Consider the following 26,160-nt stretch of genomic DNA (forward strand, 5'->3'; position numbering starts at 1 on the left):
AGGACCTTATGAAACACGAATCCCCCATCAAGAGACGTCAATCCCGCCAGATTCACGTGGGCTCTGTGCCCGTCGGTGGCGATGCGCCGATTGCGGTGCAAAGCATGACCAACACCGAAACCTGCGACGTCGATGCCACTGTTGGGCAGATCGAGGCCTTGCAGCAGGCCGGCGCCGACATCGTTCGGGTTTCCGTGCCGTCCATGGATGCGGCGGAAGCTTTTGCCAAAATACGCGCCCGCGTGTCGGTGCCGCTGGTAGCCGATATCCATTTTGATCACAAGATCGCCTTGAAGGTCGCCGAATACGGCGTCGACTGTCTGCGGATCAATCCCGGCAACATCGGTCGGGAGGACCGGGTAACGGCGGTCATCAATGCGGCCAAGGATCGCAATATCCCGATCCGTATCGGCGTGAACGCGGGTTCGCTGGAGAAAAGCCTCCAGCGCAAATACGGCGAGCCGACGCCCGAGGCGCTGGTGGAATCGGCCATGCGTCACATCGACATTCTGGACCGCTACGACTTCCAGGACTTCAAGGTGAGCCTGAAGGCCTCGGATGTGTTTATGGCGGTGGCGGCGTATCGGCAGATTGCCACCCAGATCGAACAACCGCTGCACCTGGGTATTACCGAGGCGGGTGGTTTCCGTTCCGGTACCGTCAAATCATCCGTCGGCCTGGGCATGCTGCTGATGGACGGAATCGGCGACACCATCCGCGTGTCTCTGGCAGCGGATCCGGTGCAGGAAGTGAAAGTTGGTTTCGATATCCTCAAAAGCCTGCGGTTGCGGGCCCGGGGGATCAACTTCGTGGCCTGCCCGAGTTGCTCGCGGCAGAACTTCGATGTCATCCAGACCATGAATGAGCTGGAAGAGCGTCTTGATGACGTCAACACGTCGCTGGACGTGGCCATCATCGGTTGCATCGTCAACGGCCCCGGTGAGGCCAAGGAAGCGGATCTGGGCCTGACCGGCGGCAGTCCGCGCAACCTGCTTTATCTCGACGGCAGCCCGAACCAGAAGCTGGATAACGAGAATCTGGTGGATGACCTGGAACGCCTGATCCGGGAACAGGTGAAGCGCCGCAAGGAGCAGGACGACTCCATTATCGCCCGCGCCCAAGATTGATACCGTGCGGCGCGGGGCATAACACCCGCCTCATGCCGGCCTGCGGGCCGGCCCTGCCGCACGACTTTGAGAAGCTCAGACTGGAAAGACACCTTGGCAAAGATTAAAGCAATTCGAGGCATGAACGACATCCTGCCGGACCAGTCGCCGGTCTGGCAGTATCTGGAAGGTACGGTGGCGCAGGTCCTGCGCAACTACGGGTATCACGAAATCCGTATGCCCATCGTGGAGCAGACCGATCTGTTCAAGCGCTCCATCGGCGAAGTGACCGACATCGTCGAAAAGGAGATGTACACCTTTGAGGATCGCAATGGCGACAGTCTGACTCTGCGTCCGGAAGGGACCGCCGGTTGCGTTCGCGCCGGTGAGGAGCACGGCCTGCTGTTCAACCAGACCCGCAAGCTCTGGTACACCGGCCCAATGTTTCGCCATGAGCGTCCGCAGAAGGGGCGCTATCGCCAGTTCCACCAGATCGGCGTGGAATGTTTTGGCATGAACGGGCCGGATATCGACGCCGAGCTGCTGACTCTAACCGCACGCCTCTGGAAGGTGTTGGGTCTGGCGCCCCACGTTCGTCTGGAAATCAACTCCATCGGCACCAGCGAGGCCCGCAAAGCCTATCGTCAGGCGCTGGTGGACTATCTCTCGGCGTATACCGAGCAGCTGGACGAAGACAGCCGCCGGCGGATGGAGAGTAACCCGCTGCGGATCCTCGACTCCAAGGTGCCGGAAACCCAGGCCATTCTCCAGGGCGCGCCGGATCTGGTGGATTTCCTCGACGCTGAATCGATCGAGCATTTCGACGGTCTCAAACGCCGCCTGGAACTGGCGGGAATCGAATACACGGTCAATTCCCGTCTGGTGCGGGGGCTGGACTACTACGGCAAGACGGTATTCGAATGGGTCACCGACAGCCTGGGTGCTCAGGGCACGGTCTGCGCCGGCGGCCGCTATGACGGGCTGGTTGAGCAACTGGGCGGCAAGCCCACGCCGGCCGTGGGATTCGCCATGGGAATCGAGCGTCTGGTGCTGATGCTGGAAACCCTCGAGCTGGTGCCTGAATCGGTCAGCGGTGACGCGGACCTCTACGTCATGGGCATGGGCGAGGCCGGCGAGTCGGAGGCCCTCAAGGTGTCCGAAGCGCTGCGTGAATCGCTGGCGGACAGGGTGATTGTTCTGCATTGCGGTGGCGGCAGTTTCAAGAGCCAGATGAAGAAGGCGGATCGCAGCGGCGCCCGTTATGCGTTGATCATTGGCGACAATGAAGTTTCTGAGCAAGCGGTCAGTCTCAAGCCCTTGCGCAGCGACGAAGAACAGCGCACGGTTGCCCAGTCCGGCCTCGCGGATGAACTTGCTGCGTTGCTGCAGTAACCGGATACACGACGTTTTTGGATTACGGGAGTCATAGAAGGTGGAATTGCGTAGCGAAGAAGAACAAGTCGAAGCCATCAAGGGCTGGTGGAAAAAGAACGGCAGCTCCCTGCTGATTGGCATTGGCGCCGCACTGGCCATCGTCTTTGGCTGGCAGGCGTGGCAGCAGCACCAGGCTGACCAGCGCAGTCAGGCCGGTTCGCAGTACCAACAGTTGCTCAGCGCCGTGAACCAGCCCGCGAACGACGAGCGGGAGAAGACCATCACATTTGTCGCACAGGAGCTGCAGGACGAATTCTCAGACAGCGCCTATGCGGTGTATGGCACGCTTATCCTGGCGTCGCACCAGTTCGACGAGAAGGGTGATCCTGAGGCGGCGACGGAATCCCTCACCTGGGCCCGGGACCACACCGAGGAAGGTCCGCTCAAAGTGATGATTGAACATCGTCTGGCCCAGGCCCAGTTTGCGGCCGGCGATGGCGATGCGGCGCTGGACACCCTGAATGGCGTGGCTTCCCCCGGTGCCTTCAGTGCCCTGTATGCAGAGCTGGAAGGTGACATCCTGCGGTCGCAGGGGGATCTCGAAGGCGCGCGCAAGGCTTACCTGGCGGCGAGCAAGGCGTCTGAAGGTCAGGCCAACCCGCTGCTGCGCCTTAAGATGTCCGATCTGGCCATTGGGGAGGATGCTTGATGCCCCTGGGTGCGCGAGTCATCCGTCACGGGGCATTGGCTGGTGCCATGGCCGCACTGCTTGCCGGATGCAGTTCCAACGACAATTTTGAGCAGCCCAAGCCGTTGCCTGAAATCGAGAGCACGGTGTGGCTTGATGAAGTCTGGGACACCAGCATTGGCGACGGCGCCGACGAACAGTTGCTTTTCCTGCAGCCGGCGCTGTCCTACGGCGAGCTGTTCGCTGTCTCGGCGGACGGCGAGTTGGCCTCGCTGAACCCGGAGAACGGCGACTACAACTGGGACACCGAGCTGGATCGGTCCATCCTGGCCGGTGTCGGGGCGGACGCCAACCAGTTGTACCTGGGCACCCGTGACGGTCAGCTACTGGCCCTGTCCCGGGAAGAGCAGGGCGGTGAAGTCTGGTCTGTCGACCTGCCCAGTGAGATTCTGGCGCCGCCGCAGTCCAATGGTTCGGTGGTGGTGGTTCAGACCATCGACGGTAAGGCGGTGGGATTCAGCACCTCCGATGGCGAAAAACTCTGGCAGTACGACGGTTCCATTCCGGTCCTGAGTTTCCGCGGCAACGCCACGCCCCGCGTGGGTGACGAGGTGACCCTGCTGGCTTTTGCCAGCGGTGAAGTGGTGGCGGTGCTGTCCGAATCAGGCCAGCCGCTGTGGCAGTACTCGGTGGGCGAGCCCAGTGGTCGTACTGAGCTGGAGCGCCTGGTGGATGTCGACGGTACCCCGGTGGTGCGTGATGGGGTGGCCTATGTCACCGGCTATCAGGGCAGCGTGGCGGCCGTGGATATGCGCAGCGGGCAAGAGATCTGGAAGCACCAGGCCAGCAGTTTCCAGTCGCCGACCCTGGATTACGGCAACATCTACATTTCCGGCTCCGACGGGGTGATCACCGCGTTCAGCGTGTTCAACCGTAAGGAGCTGTGGAAGCAGGATCAGCTTGAGTGGCGTCAGACGACCGGCCTGCTGCCGGTGGACGGTTACCTGTTGACCGGCGACTACGAAGGCTACGTGCACGTGCTCTCACAACTGGACGGGTCCCTGCAGGGGCAGCGCCAGGTTGACGACGCCGGCCTGCGGGTGCCCATGATCCGCAACGGTGATCTGATCTATATTTACGGCAACAGCGGTGAACTGGCGGCCTACCGGCTGCAGGAATCCGACTAATCCATACCGGCGCGTCGAATCGGCGCGCCCGGTTCACGACTTCTGAATGACGACGACGCTATGATTCCTGTAATCGCCCTGGTTGGACGCCCCAACGTTGGCAAATCGACCCTGTTCAACCAGATGACCCGCTCCCGGGACGCCCTGGTCGCTGACTTCGCTGGCCTGACCCGGGACCGGAAATACGGGGAGGGCAATTACGAGGGGCGTCGCTTCATCGTCATCGACACCGGCGGTCTCACCGGAGACGAGGAAGGCATCGACGCCGAAATGGCGCGCCAGTCGCTGCAGGCGGTGGAAGAGGCGGATATCGTCCTGTTCATGGTGGACGGCCGCTCTGGTCTGACCAGTGGCGACGAGCTGATCGCCCGCCAACTGCGCCGGTCCGGAAAGCAGGCCCATCTCGTGGTCAACAAGACCGATGGCCAGGATCCTGATGTGGCCGCCGCCGATTTCTACCAGCTTGGTTTCGAATCCGTGTTCCTGACGGCGGCCTCCCACAACCGCGGCATTCGCTCAATGCTGGAAGACCTGCTGGTTGAGGTGCCGGAGGTCGAGGAAGACGTTGCCGAGAAATACCCGGGGATTCGCATCGGTATCGTGGGCCGGCCGAACGTGGGTAAATCCACGCTGGTCAACCGCATGCTCGGCGAAGACCGTGTGGTGGTCTACGATATGCCCGGTACTACACGCGACAGCGTGTACATCCCGTACGAGCGCCAGGGGCATGAATACACCCTGATCGACACCGCCGGTGTCCGGCGCCGCAAGAGTGTGCGCGAAGCGGTCGAAAAATTCTCGATTATCAAGACCCTCAAAGCAATCGAGGATTCGCATGTGGTGATCCTGGTGATCGACGCCCGGGAAGGGCTGGTGGACCAGGACCTGCACCTGATCGGTTTTGTGCTGGACGCCGGGCGGTCGCTGGTGATTGCCGTCAACAAGTGGGATGGCATGGATGGCGAGCAGCGTGGCCGCGTGAAGGAGCAGGTCGCTCGTCGGCTTGATTTCCTGGACTACGCCGACAAGCATTACATCTCGGCGTTGCATGGCTCGGGCGTGGGCGTGATGTACGACTCCATTGCCGACTGCTATGAATCCGCCATGGCCAAGTGGCCGACCAACCGTCTGACGGCTATCCTCGAGGACGCGTTGACCCAGCATCAGCCCCCGCTGGTCAACGGCCGGCGCATCAAGTTGCGTTATGCGCACCAGGGTGGTTCCAACCCGCCGCTGATCGTGGTTCACGGCAACCAGACCGCCTCCTTGCCAGGAGCCTACAAACGCTTCCTGGAGAATACGTTCCGCCGTGTGCTGGACGTTAAAGGCTCTCCCATCCGCTTCGAGTTCCGTTCCAGCGAAAACCCCTATGCCGGGCGCGTCAACAAGCTGACCCCGCGTCAACAAGCCAAGAAGCGTCGGATGATGCAGCACGTGCGCAAGACCAAGCAGAAGGACAAGCGCAAGAAAGCGCGTTAGTCTTTCTGCGCTCGTTTCTAGGCGCTCCTGTCCATCGGGGGCTTCGAACTTTTCTCAGGCATTCGCCGATGCCCGCCGGGGTGCCCGTATTCAGGCGCCCTTGGCCGGGTGGTGCTTGCGAACCCATTCGACGAACGCCTCGCCTGAGGCCGGCCGGCTATAGAAATAGCCCTGGGCGTAGTCGCAGTTCTGGGCTTGCAGGAACTCGCTCTGGGCCTTTTCTTCCACTCCTTCGGCGATCACCTCCAGATCCAGGCTGTGGGCCATGTGGATGATGGCGCGCACCAGGGCGGCGTCGCCCGGTTCGACCATCACATCCCGGATGAATGACTTGTCCACCTTCAGGGTGTCGAACGGGTACGACTTGAGGTAGCTCAGGGCCGAGTAGCCGGTGCCGAAGTCGTCCACGGACAGGCGCACGCCCATCCCGTCCAGCCGGCGCAATATGTCGGCCGTCTCGATGGTGTTATCCAGAATCAGCCGTTCGGTGATCTCCAGTTCCAGGCAGGCGGGATCCAGTTCCTGCTCCGTCAGGGCGCGCTGGATGGCGTCGATGAAAGACGGATCGCGGAACTGTCGGGGTGAAACATTGACCGCGATGCTCAGCTTGAGGCCGGTACTTTCCTGCCATTGCCGTGCGGCGGCGCAGGCCTGCCGGACTACCCATTCCCCGATGGGGATGATCAGCCCGGTTTCCTCGGCCAGCGGGATGAACTTGTCCGGCATCATCAGCCCCATGGTGGGGCTGTTCCAGCGGATCAGCGCCTCGGCACCGATCAGCTCGCCAGTGGCCGCGCGCACGATCGGCTGGTAGTGCAGGTCGAACTCGTCCAGCTCCAGGGCACGGCGCAATCGTGATTCGATTTGCAGGCGCTCGTGGGAGACTTCTTTCATCTCCGGAGCGAAACGCTCGTACGCGCTCTTGCCCTTGCTCTTGGCCTGGTACATGGCGGCGTCGGCGTGCTGCAGCAGGTTGCCGCTGTTGTCCGAGTCGGTGGGGTAGATGGCGATGCCGATGCTGGTGCTGACAAAAACTTCCTGGCCATTCAGATGGAAGGGCGGCGCGAACGTTTGCAGGATTCGGTCGCCCACCTGCTCGGTCGCCTCCGGATCGCGTAGGCCGGGCAGGATCACCAGGAACTCGTCGCCGCCCAACCGGGCTACGGTGCTGGTGCCGCGCAGACAGCTGGAAATGCGCCGGGAGGCTTCAATAAGCAGGTTGTCGCCGGCTTCGTGCCCCATGGTGTCGTTGATGTGCTTGAAGTTGTCCAGATCGAGGAACATCACGCCGACCAGGGTTTCTTCCCGGCGGGCCTGGGCCAGGGCGAGCTTGAGGCGGTCCAGTGCCAGCATGCGGTTGGGCAGGCCGGTGAGTATGTCGTAGTTGGCCTGGCGCAGCAGCTGCTGTTCATAGCGTTTGCGGATGCTGATGTCTTCGCCGAGGATCAGGAAATGACTGGGATTGCCATCGTCGTCCTTGATGGGCGTGACGATCACCTGCTCCCAGAAGCGCTCGCCGCTGCGTCGGGCACTATTGATTTCACCCTGCCAGACGCCCACGCGCTGCACCTGCAAACGGATGTTCTGCCACAGCTGCTGATTCTCGCGCTGGGAGAAGGTGTCGCTGGTGAACATCCCGGGATGCTTGCCGCGAATCTCTTCCAGGCTGAACCCGGTGAGCTGAGAGAATTTGTGGTTGGCGAACTCGATGTGCCAGTGACGGTCGCAGATCAGCACCGACGACGGACTCTGCTCGATGGCCAGCGACAGTTTGCGGATCTCCGAAGCATCCTCCTCCTGGCGCTGGATGTCCTCGTTGAGCCGTTCCCGCATCTGGTTGAAGGCGTCCACCACCTGAGCCAGCTCGTCGCGGCGATTCATGTCGGTGTCGGGCCGGTCCAGTTGCAACGGCTGCTGCAGGTTACGCAGGGAGAAGCCTCGGGTGTAGTTGGCCATGGTGGACAGGTGACGGGTGACGAAAAACTGGAAGATCCAGATGATCAGCACGGAGATGAGGAACGTCTTGAAGAACTGGGTGGTGAGAATCACCAGCACCTTGCGTCGCAGGTCCTGGTAGATGTCCGCCAGGCTGGCGGTAATGGTCAGTTTGCCCAGTTTGTAGACCTCGTCGCCTTCATGGTTGAGGACGAAAGAGCGGGTCATGGTGGAGGTTTCCCGGGGTATTTCACCCATCACCACTTCGGAGTCCGGGTAGATCTTGAGCCTGAGGTGCACGATGTCCGGCAGGCTGAGGATACCTTCCATCTGCACCTGCAGCAGTTTCTGGTCCAGTGCCCAGAGGCTGCGTGACAGGCTGCTGGCGTAGCTGGTTTCGATCACCGCCATGCGCTCGTCTACCAGGGACACATCCTTGCGATAGTCGGTGTAGACCTGAATGGCCGACGCAACCAGGGTAAACAGGGAACTGAACAACAGGATATAGGCCAGTAGCCGGAAGGAGAGGGGCGAACTGGCTTTGAACTGGCTTAGTCGCGTCGACAATTTGGGCATGCTGTCGAGTTCATGGTCTCAGGTAAACCGAATGTCCCGAAGCCTTCTGGCCAGGCGTTTTGGGCCGGGCGGCTGGCGGGGGCTGGCATCAGTTGGCTAAAAGTTCGACAGAAAAACAACGAGCAATCAGCCCTTTAGCCACTATAGCAGCACATCTGCGCCCATGCCCTGTCGGTACGCTGAATAAGCCGGTGATTTTGCAAAAATTAAGAGTTGCCCGCCGGCTTTTGACCGGTGAGTTGATGACGATAGCTCCTCCATCCTTTCCTATACTTCAGTGACGAAACGGCGCCGACCCCGTTCCGGAGGCCGGCAGGCAGACTGTTGACGAGGTTTGAGGAGGGTGTCATGACCACTGTGGGAGTGCTCCGGGAGATCAAGAACCACGAATACCGCGTCGGGCTAACGCCGGCCGGCACTCGCGAGCTGACCGAGCACGGCCATACGGTCGTTGTCCAGCGTGGTGCCGGAGAAGGCTCAGGGTTTACCGATGAGCTTTACGAACGGGCTGGAGCGCGTATAGCCGATGATGCCGACGCAGTGTTCAAGGCGGCGCAGTTGCTGGTCAAGGTCAAGGAGCCGCTGGCGGAAGAGCGTCGCAAGCTGGCGCCGCATCATGTGCTGTTCACCTTCCTGCACCTGGCTCCGGACCCGGAGCAGACCCGCGACCTGCTGGCATCCGGCGCTACCTGTATTGCTTATGAAACCGTGACCGATGCCCACGGGCAGTTGCCTTTACTGGCGCCCATGTCCGAGGTCGCCGGGCGTCTGGCCATCCAGGCGGGAGCCCAGGCGCTGGAGAAAGTGAACGGTGGTCGCGGAGTGCTGCTGTCCGGTGTTCCCGGGGTGCATTCGGGCAATGTCGTGATCATCGGTGGCGGCGTGGTGGGACGAAACGCGGCACAACTGGCGGTTGGGCTGGGTGCCCACGTGACCGTCATGGATCGCTCCGTGCCGGTGTTGCGGGAACTGGACCAGTTGTACCGGGGGCAGGTCACCACGCTTTATTCGACCCGTGACGCCATCGAATCGGTTCTGGCCGATGCCGATCTGGTCGTGGGGGCGGTGTTGATTCCCGGCTCTTCGGCGCCCCGACTGATTACCCGGGATCTGTTGCAGGTCATGCCGGAGGGGGCGGCCCTGGTGGATGTGGCGATTGACCAGGGCGGCTGTGCCGAAACGTCGCGCCCCACCACTCACGATGACCCCACCTACGTCGTCGACGGCATCGTTCACTATTGCGTCGCCAACATGCCGGGGGCCGTGGCGCGCACGTCCACTCTGGCGTTGACCAACGCGACCTTGCCGTATGTGTTGCGGCTGGCGGATTACGGGGTGCGCAGTGCGCTCGATGGCGATCCAGGCTTCCTGGCGGGATTGAATGTGGCCCAGGGCAAGCTGACCTGTGAAGGCGTGGCGGAAGCTCAGGGGCTGGAATTCATTTCACCGGATCGTCTGTTGCCCAAACTATAATGGTCCGCAACGTGTCAGATCGGCTGGATCTGTATCGGTTGAAACTCATGGAGCAAAAGAAAATACGAAGCAATAAGGAAGGAAAGAAGTGGCGTCCCCTAGGGGGTTCGAACCCCTGTTGCCGCCGTGAAAGGGCGGAGTCCTAGGCCACTAGACGAAGGGGACGCATCGGCTTCAAAAGCTTGCCTCGTCGAGGTGGCGCGTATATTAGGTAAGGCGCTGGACGCTGTCAAACCCTTTTATAAAAAAATCTGCTTTTCGGGTTTCAGGCGTAGCGTCAGCCTGGATTGACCGGGCATGCGCCTCTGTCGATCTGTATCCAATCCACGGCAACCAGCGTCCCGAGCATCGCGGTGCGCCGGATACAGATCGAATCGCTCAGACAATCTGGTGCAGCGCGTCTTCCAGCTCCGGGTATCGGAACTCGAACTGGGTTTGCTGCAGTCTCGCGGGGAGGGCGCGCTGACCCTCGAGTAACAGCACCGCCTGTTCACCCATGGCGGCGCGCAGGGCGAACGCGGGCACCGTGAACAGCGTGGGCCGGTGCAGGGCTTTGCCCATAGCGCGGGTGAAGGCCTTGTTGGTGACCGGATGGGGGCTCACCACGTTGTAGGGGCCGGATGCGTCCGACGACTCCAGCATCCAGATGAGGGCCTGCACCACGTCTTCGCGATGAATCCACGGCATGTATTGCTGGCCGTCTCCCAGGCGCCCTCCGAGACCAAGCCGGAAGGGCAGGAGCAGCCGGGCCATGGCGCCACCGTCACGATCCAGGACGACGCCGGTGCGCGACAGGCAGACCCGGGCACCCCAGGCCTCGGCGCGGCGGGCAGCGGCTTCCCAGTCGGCGCATAGTTGGTGGGTGAACTCGTCCCGCGGCGGTGCGTCCTCGGTGACGGCCTCACCGCCGTGACTGCCGTAATAGCCCACGGCTGAGCCGGAAACAAAGATGTCCGGCCGCTGTGTCCGCTGTTCCAGGGCATCAATCAGGGCATGGGTGAGGGCGATGCGGCTGTCCCTGAGCGCCCGTTTGCGGGCTTCGGTCCAGCGGCCCTCGGCGATGCCTTCGCCGGCCAGGTTGATCACGGCGTGGATGTCGTCGAGGTCAAGAACCGCCTCGGTTGACTGGATGCTGTTTACGCGCCCGCAACGGGCCCGGACTTCAGCATCATCGCGGCGGCTAAGGATGGTCAGACGATAGCCCCGCTCCAGCAGCTCCGGACACAAACGCTGGCCGATGAACCCGGTACCGCCGGTGACCAGAATGTGTTGAATCATGCGGCGCCCCCAGTGATTATTGAGTCAGGCTTTCCTCTACGATATGCCGTATGGCATCGCCCAGCAAAGGATGTTCGCCAACCGGGGCGGACAGCTCAATGGCGATACCGTGCTCTGTCGAGAGCCGTTCCAGCATGGCGGGTACATCCTTGCGGAGATGTCGGCCGGCGGCCAGGAACAGGGGCAGGACGGTTATGGATTTGACGCCATCGTCGGCGGCGCGCCGGACCTCGTCGTCCAGTGATGGCTGGCTCAACTCCATGTAGGCGATGGCGGCGTCCGGAATGGACGACAGGCTGGGGGCGGCCAGTTTCTCGAAAGTGGCACACCACTTGGGATCACTACTGCCATGTGCCAGCAGGAGAACGCGATGGTCGGACATTTTGATACTATCTCCTCGTATCAACAGGGTTAAAACGTGAGTTACAACGTAAGTTACCGGAGGACTACGTACATTATGGCCGATTGGAGCAGTGGGCACCGAATCGAATGGGGACGCCGCTGATGTTTTCCTGGGAGGAAGTCCTGTATTTCTGGTTTGGCGAACTGGATGGCGACGGCGTTCCCGCAACGGAGCTTCGTCAGCGCTGGTTCCAGGCCTCCCGATCCTTCGACTGGGAGATCCGCCGCCGGTTTTTCAGCCTGGTGCTGGTGGCGTCGGAAAATGGCCTCGAGTCCTGGCGTGACGAGCCGGGCGGGGCCCTGGCGGAACTGCTCTTGCTTGACCAGTTCCCCCGCAACATTCATCGCGGACGCGCGATGGCGTTTGACGCCGATCCACTGGCCCTCAAGAACTGCCTGGCGGGCCTGGAGCGCGGACATGATGTGACCCTGCCACTGATCCAGCGGGCCTTTTTCTTCATGCCGCTCCAGCATTCGGAAAAATTGACGCACCAGGAGCGGGGTGTGGCCTTGTATGAGCAGTTGGTGGCCCTGGCCGACGGTCGCCTGAAGGACGTCCTGCGCAGTTTCCATCAATCCGCCGTGAGTCATCGGGACATCGTGGCCCGGTTCGGGCGGTTTCCACACCGTAACCGGCTGCTTGGACGGCGTTCCACGCCAGAGGAAGAGGGCTATCTGCGCGATGGCGGACCGGCGTTCGGGCAATAGGATGGCGTGGATTAATCCGCTTTATTGATTCAAGTCACTATCTCGTTGTTTCTTTTCCGCGACACTCTGGGGTGTGTCTGAGTAGTTACCTGTGGATGGGTCAATGAGCCCGGCCACAGAGTGACCCATAAGAACGGAATAAATAATGACAGACGGTAAGCACGACCCGGTTAACGCCGTCGGTGGGGGTTTGCGCGACTCGATTCAATACCAGGGACGAAAGACCGTACGGGCCAAGAGCGAGCAGCGGCGGCGGCAGATTCTGGAGGCGGCGCTCGATATAGCCGCGACCGACGGCGTGCGGGAAATCAAGCATCGGTCGGTGGCCCGTCGTGCCGGCGTTCCCCTGGCATCCACCACCTACTATTTCCGCGACATTGATGAACTCATCCTCGATGCCTTCATACTGTTTGCGGAAAAATCCAACCAGCGGATCCGTGATTTTTACACGGCCATGGAAACGATCATCGATGGTGAGGCGAGTGAAGAACGGTTGAGCGCTGCACCGGGCCGTGCGGGGCTCGCCGAGGCGTTGGCGCAATGTGCGACCCGATACTTCGCCACCCAGATCCGCGATAACCGCAACGCGATCCTGGTCGAGAAGGCGTTCCTGGTGGAAGCCATGCGGGATACCTTGCTGGAAGAGTTGGCCCGTAGCTATCGGCGCGCCTGGATCGACAGCGTGCAGGCGTTGCTGGTCCGGCTTGGGGCGTCTCACCCGCGCCGGGACGCCGAGTTGCTGGTGGGGCTGGTGACCGGTCTCGGGTTTGACGGCGTGCTGTTGGGCAGGGCGTTTGATGCTGGCTGGTTGCGGGCTCTGTTCGAACGGATGATTCGTATGGTTCTGGATAGCGAATTCGGCGCACCTGCGGAAATCGGTGGTGATCTCTGCGTGAGCGGCTGACGGTCAGTCGCCGCTGTCTTCCCAACGGGGCAGGTGGATGGTGACGTGTAAGCCGCCGCCGGTGGCCTGGCTTGCCGAGATATGGCCGTTGTGGACGGCGATAGCGCGCTGTGCGATAGCCAGCCCCAGGCCGACACCTTCGGTGGTTTGCTGGGAATCGAGGCGTTTGAACGGCAGGAAAATGTCATCCAGCATCGATTCCGGCACTCCCGGGCCCTGGTCGATGATATCGACCGCCAGTTGCTCCGACCCCGTATCGACGGCGGCGGAAATACGAACCGTCGTGCCCTCGGTGGTGTACTTCACGGCGTTGCGGATAACGTTCTCGAACGCCCGGTAGAGCAGCTCCCCGGACACCCGCGTGACGAACTGCCCCTGTGCCTCCAGGGTAACGGCGCACCGCTTGCTGCTGGCCTCGAAATCGGCGTCATCGGCAATCACATTGAGGAGTTCGATCACGTCGACGCGCTCAGTCAGCGGCTTGTCGGAGCCGCTTTCCAGGTAGGACAGCGTCAGAATCTCCTCAATCAGCCCCTCCAGCCGCTCCGCCTCCCGTTCGATGCGTTCCAGCATGCCCGGCTGCGGGTCGCGGGATTGGGTCAGCAGGCCAGTGGCCACCCGCAGTCGAGCCAGCGGCGAGCGCAACTCGTGGGAGATGTCGTGCAGCAGCCGGCGCTTTTCTTCGATGAGCTTCTGCAGATGGCTGGCCATGCGATCGAAATCGTCGCCCAGCTCACCGATCTCGTCCTTGCGTCGCCCCAGCAGGTGGCGGACTCGGGTGGAGAGCTGCCCGCCGCCGATGGAGCGCAGGCCGTCGCGGATCAGGATCAGGGGCCGAGCCAGGTACCAGGCGAGGAAAAGACTGAAAAGGACGCTCACCACAGCGCCAATCGCCACCGGTACCAGATCGTTGGGGCGGGGCGGTCCGAGGTGTTGGAGCCTGTCGGCGGATACGAAGCGGAAACGCTGACCCTCGGGGCCGGTCACGGGGATGACGGTGGCGAACTGGTCGGGCCGCTGGCCGGCAATCACCCTGTCGTCGCTGTCCAGCAGCGCCAGCGAACCGCCGCCCGGTCGTGTGACCCAGTCGAGGAGCGGGCGAGCGACCTCGATCCCGTCCTGTTCGATCACCCGGCGGGAATGATCGATCGACATCATGCGTTCGGCGGTTTTTGGGTCCGGCCGGTTGTGATCGGTGAACCGGAACAGGGCGGCGCCGACAAAAAAGGACAGGGTAATCGCCAGCCAGAACGCGATGAAGAACTTCCAGAACAGCGGGCTGGGCTTCATTCGGTCACCAGCATGTATCCCAGGCCGCGCACCGTGTGAATCCAGGACTGTCCGTCCGGACGCTGGCCGAGCTTCTGGCGGATGCTGCTGACGTGGACGTCAATGCGGCGGTCAAAGCGGGTAAGCGGTCGCCCCAGGGCGTTGCTCGACAACTCCTGTTTGCTGACCAGTTTGCCGGCGTGACGGGCCAGCTCTTCCAGCAGGTTGAATTCCGTACTGGTCAGCTGCAGCGGCGCGCCGTTCCATTCCGCGGTACGGCGGCTGGGCCAGAGATTCAGGGCGCCCGCCTGGATCAGACCGTTTTCCGGCGTCTGTTGGGCTTCGCGATGAGTTCGGCGAAGAATCGCCCGCAGCCGCGCTACCAGCTCGCCCGGCGATGTGGGTTTGGGGACATAGTCGTCGGCACCCAGATCGAGACCGGAGATCCGGTCGATATCGTCGCCGCGTGCGGTCAGCAGCAACACCGGCACCTGGCTCTGGCCGCGAATCCGGCCGAGTACCTCAATGCCGGAAAGGCCGGGCAGCATGACGTCCAGAACGACGATGTCATGGCGGCCCGACAGCGCCTCCATCTCGCCTTCCTCTCCGGTATGAACGGCCTTGACTCCGAAACCTTCACGATTCAGATAGGCCGTCAGCATCCCCGTTAATTCTCGGTCGTCGTCGACCAGCAGTGCTTGATACATAGAACCCAGACTTTTCGAAGCGGCCTGCATTATCGGCGCATTGGTCGTGCCTTGTCATGGGTTGGCGGGAATCTTTACCCAATCTAACACTGGCTTAACCGCATCAAACACTGGAATCGATACCATGACTTGCAGAGCAAAACCAACGTGTCAGGAGGTTGTCGTCACGTGCGTCGCAGTTTGATTGTTATCAGTGTTTGTGTGCCTATCTGGCTTCAAGGGTGTGCAACCACCGATGAGCAGGCCAGTAACGACTATACCCACCGACTGGAAACCGGGTCGCCCATGGGGCAGCTGGAAGAGGCCGATCCCGATGATCCGTTCTTCGCCGCCATGGAGCCGCAGGCCGAGCCGGCGGAGCAGATGCCGACCGGCTCCATCTACCAGCCCGGCGTGTCCCGTGGTCTCTATCAGGAACGGTCCCACTTTCACGTCGGGGATATCATTTCCGTTCAGTTGGAGGAGTCCACCAAGGCGACCAAGAAGGGCACCACGAGCCTCAAGAAAACCAGCCAGTTCAACCTTGAACCGATCGGCGTGCCGGGTGGCAACCTGGAAATTGGTGACAACGAGGTCCAACTGGACCTCGACCAGGAGCAGACGTTCAAGGGAGACGGCACGGCCAGTCAGAGCAACGGTTTCGAGGGTGAGTTGACGGTGGCCGTCACCAAGGTTCTGCGCAACGACAACCTGGTGATCCGCGGCGATAAATGGCTGCTGATCAACAACGGCAAGGAGTACATCCGCCTGACCGGCGTCATCCGTGCCAAGGATGTCAACGACAACAACACCATCGATTCCTCCAAGATCGCCAACGCCAGAATCGAATACTCCGGCACCGGTTCGCTGGCGGACAGTCAGCGCCTGGGATGGCTTGCCGATAAACTGAATGATCCTGAGGTCTGGCCGTTCTGATGCGACTCGTCATCTTCCTGATTAGCCTGAGCCTGCTGCTGACCGCCTGCAGCGCCGAACAACTCACCCGTTACAAGATTATGGATAAAGACGAGAAGACCGTGCTTGAAGCCGAGGGCTATGCACCGATCAATACCCAGCCGGGCCCCAGCTATGAAGAAAAGCTGATGCAGGCGATGGAGGCTTCCCGCGAGGAGGCCTATGAACGTCTGGCCGAACAGATCTACGGGGTCAAGGTGCGGGCCCGCACCAGCGTCGACGACCAGGGCGTCGAACACGAGGTGCGGGAAGTTCGTGTTGAAGGGATCGTGCGCGGCGCGGCCATCGTCGCACACGGTATCGATGGCAAGATGTATACCACCAAACTGACTCTGGACAAGTCGGTGCTCGATGAACTGGACGAGTCGGTCACCGAAAGTTCGTTGCAGGATCACCCATGGTGGTATTGAGGCGTCTGCTGATCGGGCTGGCCTTCGCCTCCCAGGTGCAGGCAGCCTGGCACAGCGGCGAGGGCAGTGCGGCCATCATCAACGATAACTATGGTTTCGCCATGCGCGAGGCAGCCCAGGCAGCCATTCGCGATGCTGTGCTTTCGGCTGGAGCGTCAGTGTCGCTGGTCAAGGATGTGGATGTGCAGCTCGCCAGCCCCGAAGGCGGGGTGCTCTTCGTCACTCGCGATGGCGGGCTGATTCGTAGCGTCCAGTTGGTGAAGGAGTACGAATACGACGCCAGGGCCAGGGTCCAGTTGCGACTCGACATCACGCGCGCCGATCAGGTCTGCGGGGCGCCGCCGATCAGCAAGTCGGTTACGTTGCTTCCGTTCACGCTGGATACGGCGGATCAGTCTGCCTGGGGGCAGTTGGAGCGTCTTCCGGAGGCCCTGACGGAGCGATTTCGGGACGCGCTGGACGGGGTGCCGAAAGACTTCCTGGTCAATGAGGTGGTTGATCGTCCGTTACCGATACAGGTAAGCGCCGGCAGTCGCGATCGGCCTGCGGGCCGTGAATACCGCTATCTGGCCGAGCGCTCGCGCAGTCAGTACGTGATGCAGGGGCGGATCGACAACATCTCCCTGGGCCAGGTGGACGGAGGATTGCTCGGCGGTGACTCGCTGGTGCGGCAGTTTTCCATGACCGTCGACATCATCGATGGGCTGTCGGGGGATGTCATTCGCTCGCAGCAGTATCGAACGCGCACGGTCTGGCCGTTCGAGGCCACCGAACGTGTCGGTGTCGACAGCGACCGTTTCTGGGACTCGGAATACGGTCTGGAAGTCGAGCGTCTCATGAAGACGGCGGTGGATGACATGGCGGGCCTCGTCGCCTGCGCACGACCGGCGGCGCGGGTCATCCGGGTCCAGCCGAACCGTGTGGATGTGGCGATCGGCTCGCGCCAGGGGTTGCGCCGGGACACCGTCTTCCGCCTCAAGTACGAGGAGCGGTTTATCGATGACCAGGGCGTGAGTTACGCCAGTTTCAGTGATTCGGGGCTGGACTTCGAAGTGGTCCGGGTGTTCCCGGATCACAGCGTGCTGGCCCCAGTAACGGGCATTATGCCGGCCAGCATCCAGGTCCGTGACCTGGTTCAGTTGGACAGTTTTTGGGAGTGATTCCATGGATTTGAGTTCGATTTTGCCTTCTGGGCTGTTTCCAGCGACCGACAGCGGCGAGCCGTCCGCATCGACCGACACCGCATCCAGCGACAGCTTCAGCCAGATTTTCGGTCAGACGCTGCAGGAATCATTGTCGGGATCGGGGGCAACCCAGCAGGAGAGCGGCAATGCCGTCGGGTTACTGGGGCAGAGCCTGGCCCTGGGGATTGCACAGAGCCTGGTTCCGACCTCATCGGCGGCGGAGGCAAGCGCTGAGTCTGCTGAGGCTGTCGACTCGACGGACAGTGATGCGGCCTCCAGCGAAACGGCTACCGCTGACGATTCGTCAGCTGCGAGCACGGCCTCGTCTGACGCAGCTTCTACCGCCGACGCCGACGATGCGATCAGTGCCGCGGCATCAGCCTGGAGTGACGAGCGCCTGTCTGGCCTGATGGCCACGCAAGCACTGGAAAAAAAGAATGAAGAAAATGGTTGACGGCCGCGTCGGGATCCGTAGAATACGCAGCCGTTGAGAGGGGAACGCCCCTCAAAACAGATCAAAAGCTTGCTCAGGCAGCTTCGAAATAAGCGGGAATAGCTCAGTTGGTAGAGCACAACCTTGCCAAGGTTGGGGTCGCGAGTTCGAATCTCGTTTCCCGCTCCAGATTCCAGAAAAAGCCCGGCCTTAGTGCCGGGCTTTTTCGTTTCTGACTGACGCTGTCTGCAGGCGCTGGTATCCTTGCTTCTTTTACAAGGAGGGGCGTCATGGCGAAGGTCAAAGTCGAGCAGCTGTTTTACTACCCGGTCAAGTCCCTCCGAGGCGTCTCCCTGACAAGCATGACGCTCGATGATTTCGGACCGGCCGGCGATCGGCGCTGGATGCTTGTCGATCCGGAGGGCTGCTTCGTGACGCAGCGGGAGCAACCCCGGCTGGCCCTGATCCAGGCGGACCTGCATGACGGTCGCCTGGTTCTGACGCTCCCCGGTGAGGCCGATCCTGTCGCGGTCGAGCCGTCCGACACTGAGCAGCGCGTACGCGTCTGGCGGGATTGGGTCAAGGCGCGCTTTGCAGCCGGCGATGCCTCAGAGCGACTCAGCCGATGGCTGGATACGCCCGTCTCGTTGGTCTACATGCCGGACTCCAGTCTGCGGCCGGTGGATCATAATTACTCGCTGGCGGAGCGCCGCGTCAGTTTCGCCGATGGTTTCCCGTTTCTGGTCACCCACACTGCATCGCTACAGGCCTTGTCGGCGCGAGCGGGGCAGGACTTTGATATGCGTCGCTTCCGTCCCAATATCGTCGTGTCCGGCGGCGACGCCTTTGCCGAAGATCAGTGGCGGGCCCTGACGATCGACGGCCTGCGCCTGGATCTGGTCAAACCCTGTTCCCGCTGTGTGATGACTACGGTGGATCCGGACAAGGGTGAAAAGGCGGCGGACCTGCAACCCTTACGCGAACTGGGACGTTTTCGCCGCACGCCGGATGGCGTGATGTTCGGCGTCAACGGTATTCATAGCGGTACCGGCGGCATCCGTGTCGGCGACTGGTTCGATGTGGAATTGAAAGAGGAACACTGATTCATGCCCTTGCTTTCCCTGGAAAACGTGTCACTGGCTTTCGGCCTGCATCCGCTGCTGGATGACGCCCAACTGACCGTCGAGCGCGGCGAGCGTGTCTGCCTGCTCGGTCGCAATGGCGAGGGCAAGTCGACACTGCTCAAAGTTGTCCAGGGACTGGCGACGCCGGACAGCGGCTCAGTGCGACTGGACGACGGCTCGGTGCTGGCCTCCCTGCCGCAGATGCTGCCGTCGGACGATGAGCGTAGCGCCTACCAGGTGGTGGCGGACGCCTTTCCGGAAACCGGCGCCTTGCTGGCGGAGTTCCATACCCTGTCGCAGCAGGCCGACGAGGCCAGTCTCGACCGTCTGATGAAAGTCCAGGAAAAGCTCGAAGCGCTGGACGGCTGGCGCCTGGATCAGAAGGTCAATGCCATCCTGGCCCAGTTCAGCATCGATCCGGATTCGGTCCTGAAGACGCTTTCTGGTGGCTGGCAGCGGCGTGTGTTGCTGGCCAAGGCCCTGGTTGCCGAGCCCGATATTCTTCTCCTGGATGAGCCGACCAACCACCTGGATGTGCCCGCCATTGCCTGGCTGGAAGACACCTTGCGCCAGTTCGCGGGGGCGATCCTGTTCGTGAGCCACGATCGGGCGTTTATACGCCGTCTGGCAACCCGTGTTGTCGAGCTCGATCGTGGGCAGCTGGTGAGCTTCGCGGCGGATTACGATCGTTACCTGACGCTCAAGGAAAAGGCGCTTGAGGAAGAAGAGCGTCACAACGCTGAGTTCGACCGCAAGCTCAAGCAGGAAGAGGCGTGGATCCGTCAGGGCATCAAGGCGCGACGGACCCGCAATATGGGGCGGGTCAGGGCGCTCAAGGCCATGCGGGACGAGCGCCGGCAACGGCGTGAGCGAGGCGGAAACGCCAGCTTTGCGATCGAGGATGCGGCCCGCTCCGGAAAGCTGGTTGTAGAGGCCCGGCAGGCCTCCTTTGCGTACGATGAGAGCAAGCCTGTTATCCGCGATCTGGAACTGACGGTGATCCGCGGCGACAAGATTGGCCTGATTGGCGAAAACGGCACGGGCAAGACGACGTTGGTGCGCCTGCTGCTCGGCGATCTGGATCCGACCGATGGCGCCGTTCGCCTGGGTACCAACCGTTCCGTGGCGTATTTTGACCAGTTGCGAGGCGAGCTCGATCCGGAACTGAACGCGTTGGATAATCTGGCGGAAGGTCGGGAGTTCATCGAGATCAACGGCCAGAAAAAGCATGTGCTGGGCTATCTGCAGGATTTCCTGTTCTCACCGGAGCGAGCGCGGTCTCCGGTCAGTGTGTTTTCCGGCGGGGAGCGGGCGCGGCTGATGCTGGCCAAGCTTTTCAGCAAACCGGCGAACATCCTGGTGCTGGACGAACCGACCAACGATCTGGACGTGGAGACGCTGGAGCTTCTGGAGTCGCAATTGGTGTCCTTCGGCGGCACGGTATTGGTGATCAGCCACGACCGGGAGTTTCTCGATAATGTGGTGACCGATACCCTGGTGCTGGACGGATCCGGCCAGGTGCGGAACTACGTGGGTGGCTATTCGGACTGGCGCCGACAGGGCGGCCGGTTCCCATCGGAAATCCCGGCCGAGGCGCCGCGCAAGGCGGCGGCCAAACCGGCCAAAAAGGAGGCTGAAGCTGCCAGGCCGGCCTCGCCGCGCAAGCTCAGCTACAAATTGAAGCTTGAGTTGGAGGCCCTGCCTGAGCGGATCGCCGGGCTGGAGTCGGAAATTGAGGTATGGCAGGGCAAGGTGTCGGAGCCCGATTTCTACAACCGGCCCCACGAGGAAGTCTCCCAGGCTCTGGCGCATCTGGCGGATAAGGAAAAAGAGCTGGAGGCGGCGATGGAGCGCTGGATGGAGTTGGAGGACATGGCCGGCGCCTGAGCGCTGTCAGGCTAAGGTCGCATCAACGGCGGCGCGGCAATCGGGGACAATGCCGCGCGATTGCAAAATCACACCAAAGATCACGGCGAGGTGGCGGGCAATCGAGTAGACTGGATGATGTCCAGTGCTTCCAGCTTCAGAAGTGTGAAGGTCTCTGAATGACGGTTACCTATACCTTTCGCCCTGACGGCGACAATCCCACAACATTCCATGTCGATCCGGATGCCGGCATGCATCGCAGCGATCGCGACAAGGCGCGCCCGTTACCCGAGTGGACGCGTCTGGGGCACTGTCAGTGCAGTAATTGCCCGTTGTCGATCGAGAAAGAGTCGCACTGTCCGGCGGCGGTGGCGATGCTGCCGATCGTCGACAGGTTCCGCGATGACGACGCCTACGAGAAAATGACCGTCCGGGTGGACGATGGTCGCCGCCGGTATGAGAAAGACACCACGCTGGAAGAGTCGCTGCGATCGTTGCTGGGGCTCATCATGGCAACCAGCGCCTGCCCGATCCTGGCGGAGTTGCGGCCGATGGCGGTGCATCACATGCCGTTCGCGAGCTCGGACGAGTTCATCATGCGCAGCGTTTCCCTCTATTTGCTGCAGCAATACTTTGCCAAGCGTCACGACCGGGAGCCCGATTGGGCGCTCAACGGCCTGGTGGAGCGTAATCAGCGCCTACAGCTGGTGAACCAGGCGCTCTGGCAGCGCATTCATACGGTGTGCCAGGGCGACAGCAACCTGAAGGCGCTGCTCAACTTCTTCTCCATGGCGTCGAGCGTGTCCTATTCGCTGGAAACGCAACTGCGCAAGCTCGAAGGCAAGCTGGACGAGCAAGGCATCGGCGCGGTCTGAAGCGGGGCCGGGGCCGCGTCGCGCCCGCCGCCCCCAGAGCTGCCCCCCCCGAGTAAAATACGGATCAGTGGATCCGCACCGCCAGGACATCGCACTTGGCGCCGTGCAACACGCCATTCGCCGTCGACCCCAATAACAACTGGATGCCGTGGCGTCCGTGGCTGCCGACGACCGCCAGGTCGACGCCCCTGTCCTCGCAGATCCGGTGAATTTCCGCTTCCGGCCGTCCCACTGTGACCATCAGGTTTTTGTCTTCAATGCTGTGTTTGCGGCCCAGGTCGGTGAGTTGGTCCCGGGCCGATTTGTCCAGCTGGTCCTGGAGTTCGCTCAGGTCCATGGGAATATCGCCGCCGTACGCATAGCCGACCGGCTCGACTACGTGCAGCAGAATCAGCTCGGCGCCGTGGATGCCGGCAAGCTCCGCCGCGTGGCCAATTACCTGGTCGGCTTCTTCTGTCAGGTCAATGGCCGCAAGAATCGTTTTGTACATCGCCATGGCGTTGTCCTCTCGGTGGGGGATAGGTTCCTCTTACCATAAATCTAGGACAGAAGGTCAATCCCATCACTGATTTGCATCAAATTTTCCGTTGCGGGCGGTCCGGCTATCCGGGCCGATAAAGCGGCCTGACGGCCGCTTGGAGGTGGGCGGTTGTTGGTGTCGTCACCTTGGGCCTGGAATATCAGCCGGTGTTTGTCTGGGCGGTTTGCGCTGTCCGGGAAGACGTCTGCCCGGACAGGAGTGAAATCGCCATTTCCAGTTCTTTCAGGATGCCCTTGGAATAGCGGTCGATGATGAAGGAAACGTTGTTTTCGTTGTAGTTGATATAGGAGTTGCGAATGAACCCCCACTTGGACGCCGCGCTGCTCAGGGCGGCTCGCAGATCGCCGCTGGGGTTGCCTGAGGTCACCCTGGACATCAGCTCGTCAAAGGCTTTGGCCTGTTGATCGAGAGCCGTATCGGTATCGGCGCCCTGGAACGTCTGGGATACGGCCGACGTCGAACGAGCCGAATACTTGCTCATCATCTTTGCCATGAGTACCGCGGCGGCGCGGGCGGCTTCAATCCGGTCATCGGTGGTGACGTCGGCGTGGGTGCGGACGGTTTCGTAGAGCTGTTCCGAGGTGTCGCTCAGTGCCTGGGCCTGGTTCGCCATATCGGACACCAGGCGTAGATCCGGGTAGCCATTGGCGCGGACATCGTTGATGTTCTGGCGCATCAGATCCTTGTAGCGGTCGAAGTCCGTGGTCAGCCGGTCGAGCTGTTGCTGGTCGAGGCGGTCGCCGGACTGTTCCGTAATCTGCTGCGTGTCGTCGTTGGATGCGTTGATGAACCCGACGATTTCGTTCAGCGTGTCGGTATCGTTGCTGACCGTATACCGGTAGTAGGCGTTCAGGGATGAGTAGGTATTGATGCGGAACTGGTGGATGGCGGCCAGGAGGGGCGAGTCCGCCGCGTGAAGTGTCTGGCAAAGGAAAAGGCTGGACATGCCAAGCGAGAGCGCGATCAGTCGCGCACTGAACCACTGACCGAAAGGTTGCATCGGCAGGATCTCCGTTTTTCTTGTTGGGTCGTTGAGAATCGTTGTTTTTGTTGCGAGCGCCCGGTCTGTCGGAGAGCGGTTATAAGAGCTCTTGTTTTAGGAACAATGACTGTTGGACGCTCTCTCGATCTTGAGGCTAAAGTAACTCTCTGATCCGTTCAAGCGGTTTGACAGGCTTTGACAGGGCGCTCCGGACCAGGTCTTGGCGTTGTCGGTAGTCCCGGGCTCGGCTTCATAATCTACATAAACTATATTTTTCAAGCTCCTGTAATTTATGAATTTATTATCCGGATTCAGGCCGGGTGCTCGTGTTTCCGCGAATACCGCCGGAGATATGGAGCAAGAAACAAATTGACAAACCAACGGTTTTTTCTCATCGTGTGCCCACTCGATTCAAACGACTGTATGAATTTTGAATCGACGCATCGGGCAGTGACCGAAATCTCTCTGCATGAAAAGCCGCCCCGCGCCTGACGGGGAGGCGATTGGTGCAGTTCCAAACACAGACTGGAGATCAGTTGATGATTTACGAAGGTAAAGCCATCACGGTTAAAGAGATCGAAGGCGGAATCGCTCAGCTGAACTTCGACTTGCAAGGCGAGTCAGTCAACAAGTTCAATCGCCTTACCATCGAAGAGCTGGGAGCCGCCGCCGACAAGCTGAAGTCGTCAGACAGCATCAAGGGGCTGGTTGTCACCAGCGCCAAGGACAGCTTCATCGTCGGTGCCGATATCACCGAGTTCACCGACCTGTTCGCGGGTCCGGAAGAGGACCTGGTGGCCAATAACCTCAAGGCCAATGAGGTCTTCAACACCATCGAAGACCTGCCGTTCCCGACGGTGACCGCTATCAACGGCATGGCGCTGGGCGGTGGCTTCGAAATGTGCCTGGCGACGGATTACCGCGTCATGGACGCCAAAGCGAAGGTTGGCCTGCCGGAAGTCAAGCTGGGGATTTTTCCGGGCTTCGGCGGCACAGTTCGCCTGTCACGTCTGATCGGTGTCGATTACGCCATTGAGTGGATCTCCGGCGGTACCGAGAACCGCGCCGACAAAGCGCTCAAAGAAGGCGCTGTGGATGCCGTTCTGGAAGGCGACAAGCTGGTGGCGGCTGCCGTCGACCTGATCGAGCAGTGCAACGCCGGCAAGCTGGACTACAAAGCCCGCCGTGAAGAGAAGCAGGGCAAGATCAAGCTGAACCCGATGGAAAGCATGATGGCTTTCGAAATCTCCAAGGCGTTCGTGGCCGGCAAGGCTGGCAAGAACTACCCGGCGCCGGTGGAAGCCATCAAGGTGATGCAGAAGCACGCCAGCCTGACCCGCGACAAGGCGATCGAAGTCGAGGCCAAGGGCTTCGCCAAGATGGCCAAGACCAACGTCGCGGCATGCCTGGTCGGCCTGTTCCTGAACGATCAGGAGCTGAAGAAGAAGGCCAAGCAGTGGGAGAAGGAAGCTAACGACGTCAAGCTGACCGCAGTACTGGGTGCCGGCATCATGGGCGGCGGCGTGGCTTACCAGTCCGCGCTGAAAGGTACGCCGATCCTGATGAAGGACATCAACCAGGACGGCATCACCCTGGGCCTCAAGGAAGCCAAGAAGCTCCTGGCCAAGCGCGTCGACAAGGGCAAGATGAAGCCCGACCAGATGGCCGACGTCCTCAACAGCATTACGCCGACCCTGAATTATGGCGATTTCAAGAACGTAGACCTGGTTGTTGAAGCGGTTGTTGAGAATCCGAAGGTCAAGGATGCCGTGCTGCGCGAAACCGAAGACATGGTTCGCGAGGACGCTATCCTGACCTCCAACACCTCGACCATCTCCATCAATACGCTGGCGAAGAACCTGAAGCGCCCGGAAAACTTCTGTGGCATGCACTTCTTCAACCCGGTGCACATGATGCCGCTGGTTGAGGTGATTCGTGGCGAGAAGACCAGTGACAAGGCCGTTGCCACCACGGTCGCCTACGCCAAGGCCATGGGCAAGACACCGATCGTCGTCAACGACTGCCCGGGCTTCCTGGTCAACCGTGTCCTGTTCCCGTACTTCGGCGGCTTTGCCGGCCTGGTACGCGACGGCGCCGACTTCCAGAAAGTCGACAAGGTCATGGAGAAATTTGGCTGGCCGATGGGTCCGGCGTACCTGCTGGACGTTGTCGGCATGGACACCGCCAAGCACGCCAACGAAGTGATGGCCGAGGGCTTCCCGGACCGCATGAAGGACGAGAACAAGTCCGCGATTGATGTGATGTTCGAGAACGACCGTTACGGCCAGAAGAACGACAAGGGTTTCTACAAATACGAGACCGATAAGAAGGGCAAGCCCAAGAAGGTCGTCGACGAGGAAACCTACAAGCTGATCGAGCCGGTCGTTCAGGGCAGGAAAGACTTCGAGGAGGACGAGATCATCGCCCGTATGATGATTCCGCTGTGCCTCGAGACCGTCCGCTGCCTGGAAGACAACATCGTCGAAGCGCCGGCTGACGCCGACATGGGTCTGATCTACGGCATCGGTTTCCCGCCGTTCCGTGGCGGCGCCCTGCGCTACATCGACGATATGGGTGTCGACACCTTCGTCGAACTGGCAGACAAGTATGCAGATCTGGGTCCGCTGTATCACCCGACCGAGAAGCTGCGTGAAATGGCCAAGAATGGCGAGAAGTTCTTCGGCTAACCCTGAACGAGATTTCCG

23 protein-coding genes and 2 tRNA genes are annotated in these 26,160 nt (G+C 61.1%); 17 read left to right on the plus strand and 8 right to left on the minus strand.

From position 1 onward, the window contains the following. Positions 1 to 8 precede the first annotated feature (8 nt). The 5 genes from ispG (at position 9) to der (ending at position 5,834) form a co-directional block, all read left to right on the plus strand. On the plus strand, positions 9 to 1,127 hold the full coding sequence (gene ispG / locus GQB00_RS01735; protein ID WP_111496407.1) for a flavodoxin-dependent (E)-4-hydroxy-3-methylbut-2-enyl-diphosphate synthase: 1,119 nt from the start codon (positions 9 to 11) through the stop codon (positions 1,125 to 1,127). Between the two features lie 120 nt (positions 1,128 to 1,247). Further along, complete coding sequence (hisS, locus tag GQB00_RS01740; protein ID WP_416234149.1) at positions 1,248 to 2,498, plus strand: histidine--tRNA ligase; 1,251 nt, start codon at positions 1,248 to 1,250, stop codon at positions 2,496 to 2,498. 40 nt (positions 2,499 to 2,538) lie between these two features. Beyond that, positions 2,539 to 3,189, plus strand: coding sequence for a YfgM family protein (locus GQB00_RS01745; RefSeq protein ID WP_111496405.1), 651 nt, complete (start codon positions 2,539 to 2,541; stop codon positions 3,187 to 3,189). Next, the gene (bamB, locus tag GQB00_RS01750; protein WP_165855011.1) at positions 3,189 to 4,355 is read left to right on the plus strand and encodes an outer membrane protein assembly factor BamB; all 1,167 of its coding nucleotides are present in this window, start codon (positions 3,189 to 3,191) and stop codon (positions 4,353 to 4,355) included. Before GQB00_RS01745 ends, bamB begins: the two co-directional genes overlap by 1 nt. Positions 4,356 to 4,415: 60 nt before the next feature. Further along, positions 4,416 to 5,834: a ribosome biogenesis GTPase Der gene (gene der / locus GQB00_RS01755; protein WP_165855012.1), complete on the plus strand. Its 1,419-nt coding sequence runs from the start codon at positions 4,416 to 4,418 to the stop codon at positions 5,832 to 5,834. Positions 5,835 to 5,924: 90 nt separating this feature from the next. Here the strand turns inward: der and GQB00_RS01760 are convergent, their stop codons facing one another. Next, complete coding sequence (locus GQB00_RS01760; protein WP_165855013.1) at positions 5,925 to 8,345, minus strand: EAL domain-containing protein; 2,421 nt, start codon at positions 8,343 to 8,345, stop codon at positions 5,925 to 5,927. Positions 8,346 to 8,693: 348 nt separating this feature from the next. Between GQB00_RS01760 and ald the strand changes: the two genes are divergently transcribed. Continuing rightward, positions 8,694 to 9,818, plus strand: a complete 1,125-nt coding sequence (ald, locus tag GQB00_RS01765) for an alanine dehydrogenase (protein WP_165855014.1) — start codon at positions 8,694 to 8,696, stop codon at positions 9,816 to 9,818. 89 nt (positions 9,819 to 9,907) lie between these two features. Here ald and GQB00_RS01770 read toward each other — a convergent pair. The 3 genes from GQB00_RS01770 to GQB00_RS01780 form a co-directional block, all read right to left on the minus strand. Next, positions 9,908 to 9,983: transfer RNA gene (locus tag GQB00_RS01770), tRNA-Glu, on the minus strand. Between the two features lie 213 nt (positions 9,984 to 10,196). Further along, the gene (locus GQB00_RS01775) at positions 10,197 to 11,096 is read right to left on the minus strand and encodes a TIGR01777 family oxidoreductase (RefSeq protein ID WP_165855015.1); all 900 of its coding nucleotides are present in this window, start codon (positions 11,094 to 11,096) and stop codon (positions 10,197 to 10,199) included. A gap of 16 nt (positions 11,097 to 11,112) precedes the next feature. Continuing rightward, positions 11,113 to 11,478 carry a sirohydrochlorin chelatase gene (locus GQB00_RS01780; RefSeq protein WP_165855016.1) on the minus strand — a complete coding sequence of 122 codons (366 nt, stop codon included), beginning with the start codon at positions 11,476 to 11,478 and terminating at the stop codon, positions 11,113 to 11,115. A 122-nt stretch (positions 11,479 to 11,600) separates the two neighbouring features. On the opposite strand from GQB00_RS01780, the gene GQB00_RS01785 reads away from it, so the two are divergent. Together GQB00_RS01785 and GQB00_RS01790 are read left to right on the plus strand one after the other, a co-directional pair. Further along, positions 11,601 to 12,206: a DUF924 family protein gene (locus tag GQB00_RS01785; protein ID WP_165855017.1), complete on the plus strand. Its 606-nt coding sequence runs from the start codon at positions 11,601 to 11,603 to the stop codon at positions 12,204 to 12,206. A 145-nt stretch (positions 12,207 to 12,351) separates the two neighbouring features. After that, positions 12,352 to 13,110, plus strand: a complete 759-nt coding sequence (locus GQB00_RS01790) for a TetR/AcrR family transcriptional regulator (RefSeq protein WP_165855018.1) — start codon at positions 12,352 to 12,354, stop codon at positions 13,108 to 13,110. A 3-nt stretch (positions 13,111 to 13,113) separates the two neighbouring features. Here the strand turns inward: GQB00_RS01790 and GQB00_RS01795 are convergent, their stop codons facing one another. Both GQB00_RS01795 and GQB00_RS01800 read right to left on the minus strand, forming a co-directional pair. Then, positions 13,114 to 14,400, minus strand: a complete 1,287-nt coding sequence (locus GQB00_RS01795; RefSeq protein WP_165855019.1) for a HAMP domain-containing sensor histidine kinase — start codon at positions 14,398 to 14,400, stop codon at positions 13,114 to 13,116. Beyond that, entirely contained in the window at positions 14,397 to 15,086 is a 690-nt protein-coding gene (locus tag GQB00_RS01800) for a response regulator transcription factor (RefSeq protein ID WP_111496396.1), read from the minus strand. Before GQB00_RS01800 ends, GQB00_RS01795 begins: the two co-directional genes overlap by 4 nt. A 201-nt stretch (positions 15,087 to 15,287) precedes the next feature. On the opposite strand from GQB00_RS01800, the gene GQB00_RS01805 reads away from it, so the two are divergent. The 8 genes from GQB00_RS01805 to GQB00_RS01840 all read left to right on the plus strand — a co-directional run bounded on the left by GQB00_RS01805 (position 15,288) and on the right by GQB00_RS01840 (position 21,932). After that, positions 15,288 to 16,001, plus strand: a complete 714-nt coding sequence (locus tag GQB00_RS01805) for a flagellar basal body L-ring protein FlgH (protein WP_323127230.1) — start codon at positions 15,288 to 15,290, stop codon at positions 15,999 to 16,001. After that, positions 16,001 to 16,450 (plus strand): LPP20 family lipoprotein, encoded by a 450-nt coding sequence (locus GQB00_RS01810; protein WP_111496394.1) that lies wholly within the window; start codon positions 16,001 to 16,003, stop codon positions 16,448 to 16,450. The genes GQB00_RS01805 and GQB00_RS01810 overlap by 1 nt, the downstream gene beginning before the upstream one ends. Then, on the plus strand, positions 16,438 to 17,610 hold the full coding sequence (locus tag GQB00_RS01815; protein WP_165855021.1) for a flagellar assembly protein T N-terminal domain-containing protein: 1,173 nt from the start codon (positions 16,438 to 16,440) through the stop codon (positions 17,608 to 17,610). Before GQB00_RS01810 ends, GQB00_RS01815 begins: the two co-directional genes overlap by 13 nt. 4 nt (positions 17,611 to 17,614) lie before the next feature. Next, a complete protein-coding gene (locus GQB00_RS01820) occupies positions 17,615 to 18,088 on the plus strand; it encodes a hypothetical protein (protein WP_165855022.1) in 474 nt (157 codons plus the stop codon). 92 nt (positions 18,089 to 18,180) lie between these two features. After that, positions 18,181 to 18,256, plus strand: a tRNA-Gly gene (locus tag GQB00_RS01825). Positions 18,257 to 18,357: 101 nt separating this feature from the next. Continuing rightward, entirely contained in the window at positions 18,358 to 19,170 is an 813-nt protein-coding gene (locus GQB00_RS01830) for an MOSC domain-containing protein (protein WP_165855023.1), read from the plus strand. 3 nt (positions 19,171 to 19,173) lie between these two features. After that, positions 19,174 to 21,078 (plus strand): ATP-binding cassette domain-containing protein, encoded by a 1,905-nt coding sequence (locus GQB00_RS01835; RefSeq protein WP_111496390.1) that lies wholly within the window; start codon positions 19,174 to 19,176, stop codon positions 21,076 to 21,078. 158 nt (positions 21,079 to 21,236) lie between these two features. After that, a complete protein-coding gene (locus tag GQB00_RS01840) occupies positions 21,237 to 21,932 on the plus strand; it encodes a DUF6901 family protein (protein WP_165855024.1) in 696 nt (231 codons plus the stop codon). A gap of 64 nt (positions 21,933 to 21,996) precedes the next feature. Here the strand turns inward: GQB00_RS01840 and GQB00_RS01845 are convergent, their stop codons facing one another. Together GQB00_RS01845 and GQB00_RS01850 are read right to left on the minus strand one after the other, a co-directional pair. Next, positions 21,997 to 22,428, minus strand: coding sequence for a universal stress protein (locus GQB00_RS01845; protein WP_111496388.1), 432 nt, complete (start codon positions 22,426 to 22,428; stop codon positions 21,997 to 21,999). Positions 22,429 to 22,612: 184 nt separating this feature from the next. Further along, complete coding sequence (locus GQB00_RS01850; RefSeq protein WP_111496387.1) at positions 22,613 to 23,473, minus strand: hypothetical protein; 861 nt, start codon at positions 23,471 to 23,473, stop codon at positions 22,613 to 22,615. Between the two features lie 521 nt (positions 23,474 to 23,994). On the opposite strand from GQB00_RS01850, the gene fadB reads away from it, so the two are divergent. Then, positions 23,995 to 26,142 carry a fatty acid oxidation complex subunit alpha FadB gene (gene fadB, locus GQB00_RS01855; protein ID WP_165855025.1) on the plus strand — a complete coding sequence of 716 codons (2,148 nt, stop codon included), beginning with the start codon at positions 23,995 to 23,997 and terminating at the stop codon, positions 26,140 to 26,142. Positions 26,143 to 26,160 lie beyond the last annotated feature (18 nt).

Origin of the sequence: Marinobacter sp. JSM 1782161, from assembly GCF_011421605.1 — a bacterium.
GTDB lineage: Bacteria > Pseudomonadota > Gammaproteobacteria > Pseudomonadales > Oleiphilaceae > Marinobacter_A > Marinobacter_A bohaiensis.